The sequence below is a fragment of the uncultured Dysosmobacter sp. genome (genome assembly GCF_947631165.1).
Lineage (GTDB): Bacteria > Bacillota > Clostridia > Oscillospirales > Oscillospiraceae > Oscillibacter.
Window position 1 is genome coordinate 1 of sequence record NZ_CANRKH010000091.1, and the last position, 3,248, is coordinate 3,248.

At 48.6% G+C, this 3,248-nt stretch carries 3 protein-coding genes; all 3 read left to right on the top strand.

Features of this window, described 5'->3' with window-relative positions:
* Positions 1–199 precede the first annotated feature (199 nt).
* Positions 200–1,048, top strand: a complete 849-nt coding sequence (locus Q0Z69_RS16735; RefSeq protein ID WP_298035537.1) for a hypothetical protein — start codon at positions 200–202, stop codon at positions 1,046–1,048.
* 62 nt (positions 1,049–1,110) lie between these two features.
* Positions 1,111–1,593 (top strand): hypothetical protein, encoded by a 483-nt coding sequence (locus tag Q0Z69_RS16740; RefSeq protein ID WP_298035538.1) that lies wholly within the window; start codon positions 1,111–1,113, stop codon positions 1,591–1,593.
* Between the two features lie 21 nt (positions 1,594–1,614).
* Positions 1,615–3,144, top strand: coding sequence for a hypothetical protein (locus Q0Z69_RS16745; RefSeq protein ID WP_298035539.1), 1,530 nt, complete (start codon positions 1,615–1,617; stop codon positions 3,142–3,144).
* Positions 3,145–3,248: the final 104 nt, after the last annotated feature.

Below are 3,248 nucleotides of genomic sequence, written 5' to 3' on the forward strand. Positions count from 1 at the left end.
GATTGAACCGCCGTGTACGGAACCGTACGCACGGTGGTGTGGGAGGTCGGCCCCGTGTGGGGCCTCCTACCCGATTGAAAAGGATGAAAATCATAGCTCATGTATTGATATTACAAATCATATGCAAAACTCCTTGCATTTTTCAAATAACCATAGTAAACTGATACTAACGAATCAGTTCCAAAGAGGGGGGTAGTTTATGCTGATTAGACAGTCAGACAAAACAAATATCAGCTTTGGTAACTTTTCCGATCCTGGCACACTTTCAAAGTCAGATATTTACAGTAAGGAACTCAAGAAGAAGTATTTCAACACTGCCAGCTTTCAGTATATCGTGGATAATATCGCTGAGATGTTTGGCTATGCGAGCGGGACTGTCACTGCCAGTGTGGTGGAAAATGACATACAGGCCGTTTGGAGCGACATGAATTCCAATGGCAAGGTCGACGAGGGCGAGATCTCCCTTCGATTTACCATGAATGCCGCCATGTGTATGTATGCCAGATCCTCTGTCTATGGCCGTAATTTCATGTACCTCTCCGCCCTCAAATACGGCAGAGACGTGGTTTTCGGAATTGCCGCGCATGAAATCGGCCACCTGATTGTCAGTAACTCTTTGGACGCTTTGTCCTATCAACCTGTAAACGGAAAGCCGGCGCTGGTGATCACTGCTCGAGCTAACTGTTTCTGGGATGAACTTTGCGCCGATTATCTGGCCGGCGCGGTCATGGCAAAGACCGTTCCGCCGCTTAACAGGGAGTGCCTGAAGAGGGCTCTGGTGGGCACAGCGGGAGGGTCTTCCCATCCTGATGGCTTCTGGCGCACCTATGCTATCGAGATGGGCTATCTCTGGGGGGCCAATAACCCACAAAACGTTACCTCCAGTGTTTTACTTGACGCCAATGGCAAACGGCAGCTCCTGCAGAGCTTTTTTACGGCATACTATAATGGCGTCTATGCCCGCCTCAGCGCTGCGGAACGCGCTGGAAAGACTGCCCTGCCAAATTACCTGACTGAGAGCTGCAACTATCTCATAGGGTACTGCTAAAGTAAATCAGGAACGCAAAGGGCATAGGCAAGAGGAAAACATAAGAACGGAGGAGACAGATAATGAGTACACTTGAGGATCTTTCCAAGGAAGCTGCCAGCCTGAGCAGCTTGATCAACGAGGCGAACAGCGCGCTTAATGTGCCGGTGTCAAATCTGACGCAGAGTTTTGTTGAAAGCATAACCGACAGCAATAAAGCGTACTTGTATTACTCCAAACTGAGCGAGTGTATCCGAGGCGGAAATATAAAAAACATCGTTGTAGGTGGTGCAATTCTGGGCGCCGCCTTTTTGGGCGCCGCGGGGATCGATTTTACACGTAATACGATTTCCAAGACTCGGGCCAGAAACGCAATCGCCGGATACTATCAGGAGCTTGCCGTCAAGAACGGTTTGATCATTCAAGAGTATCAAAAATTACTGAAGGAACTGCACACGAACACCAACCTGCTTCAATCCGAAAGGGATGAGCTGCAGGCAAAATGTGACAGACTTGAAAGCCTGTGCACCAGGATCACCGAAGTACTCCAGAAGCAAAGGTATTGATGCCTGCGGAGAGGTATCGCCATGAATTATTTTGATGATTTGTTTAATGTCAACGCATACCTCCGCTTGAAGATGCGGGAAAGCCTTTCTGAAACGCAGGCGGTCATTGCGCAGCAAATCGAGTTGGATAGAGATTTCAATGCCATGAACAGCAAAATCGACGCCAACTTAAAGAGTATGCTCAAGGCCGCTGAGGAACTTGGGATCAAAACCGACGACATCATGTCGGCGCCTGTAAAACGCTCCAAGCCCCTGCCCGATTCCTGCGCCGAACTGCTTGTATCGATTCCCAATGATTACGATTTTGATCAGGCGTTTCGAGAACTTTGCGAGGAGGCGCATAAGGCAGGCTTTACTGATGTACATCCGGAAGAACTCCTTACTGAAAGCGAGATGGAGCACGCCCGGGAGTTCGACAAAGCTCTTGACCGGCGCTTTGAGGCGGAGACTGGGCTCACGGCCCATGATGGACTTATTCTTTCCGCTGCCGTCATAATCCGTGTCATCTGCCGCTTTATCAGCAAATACGTCAGATCAGCGGACGCGAACGCAGAGGATCCTCCAGATAGCTCGGGCACCCCCTCAGTCCAGCCAGCCTCGGATACAGCCCCTGTGTTTGTTAACGCCACTCAGGGTGTCAACATGGATGACGTGCTCCGAGGCGGCGGCAAATATGTCGAGGACATAGTTGGTGATACTGCACAGACCGTCTTCGGTTCAGGCATCTTTGACGGTGCAGTTTATATCCGTGACGAGTTTCAGATATTGAACGGCGCACTTCCCATTGATGTTTCTGACAATAACTACTTCACCCACAAAGACATCCTTGGGTTTCGGCCTGTGATTGGCTGGCTCTTTGGTGTTACCAATATCTTGACCAGCACGGTTACTACCACAAAAATGGAGACTTACTCCGTGACAGAGTCTCCGTCCAGTTCCGACCTAACGGTGGACAAAAAGCTGTCAACTCTCTTGCAAGTCGTTCTGCCTGTGATAAATAACATCCGCGGCAGAAAACGATCTGTTTTGGCAGCAGTGGTTCGTGAGGCTGCCGTACAGGGGGTTACAAATGCCCCGGCCGAAAGAGTAGCCGCTCTCATGAACAATGTGCTGGAGGAAGAAGAAAAGAACCAGGAAGTTCTTGACCAGTTGGGTAGTCTAACTTGGGGAACCCAGATCGACTTGGGCGGCGTTCTGACTGAAACTGCAGCCGCCGCCTTTATCAACTTACTCATCACCGCTATTCATGCTGTTAGTTATGACCCTGACAGGGATGGGGATATATCCACTTACACCATCCGAACAAACAAGATCCTTGTGCTTTCTGCGGCTATATCAGCGTTTATCAACAGTGCCCCGGCACTCATCACTTCAGATTTCTCCAACATTGATTTCAGCGGTTTCCTGATTGCTGCCATTACAGCATTCAATTCCACTAAATTCTGGATAGAGGTAAAAACAAATTATCTCGTTTCAAATTACAAAGCGGAAATAGATAAGCAAATGGAAATTATCGACAAATACTTTAAAACCACTGATGCAGGGATGTAAACTGTATAGCATTCGATAGAAACAAGAAAAAAGGGGCTGTGAAAAAAGTCCCGTAAAAAAGGAAGAGAGTTACCAAGGATTCCCTGGCAACTCTCTTCTTTTTT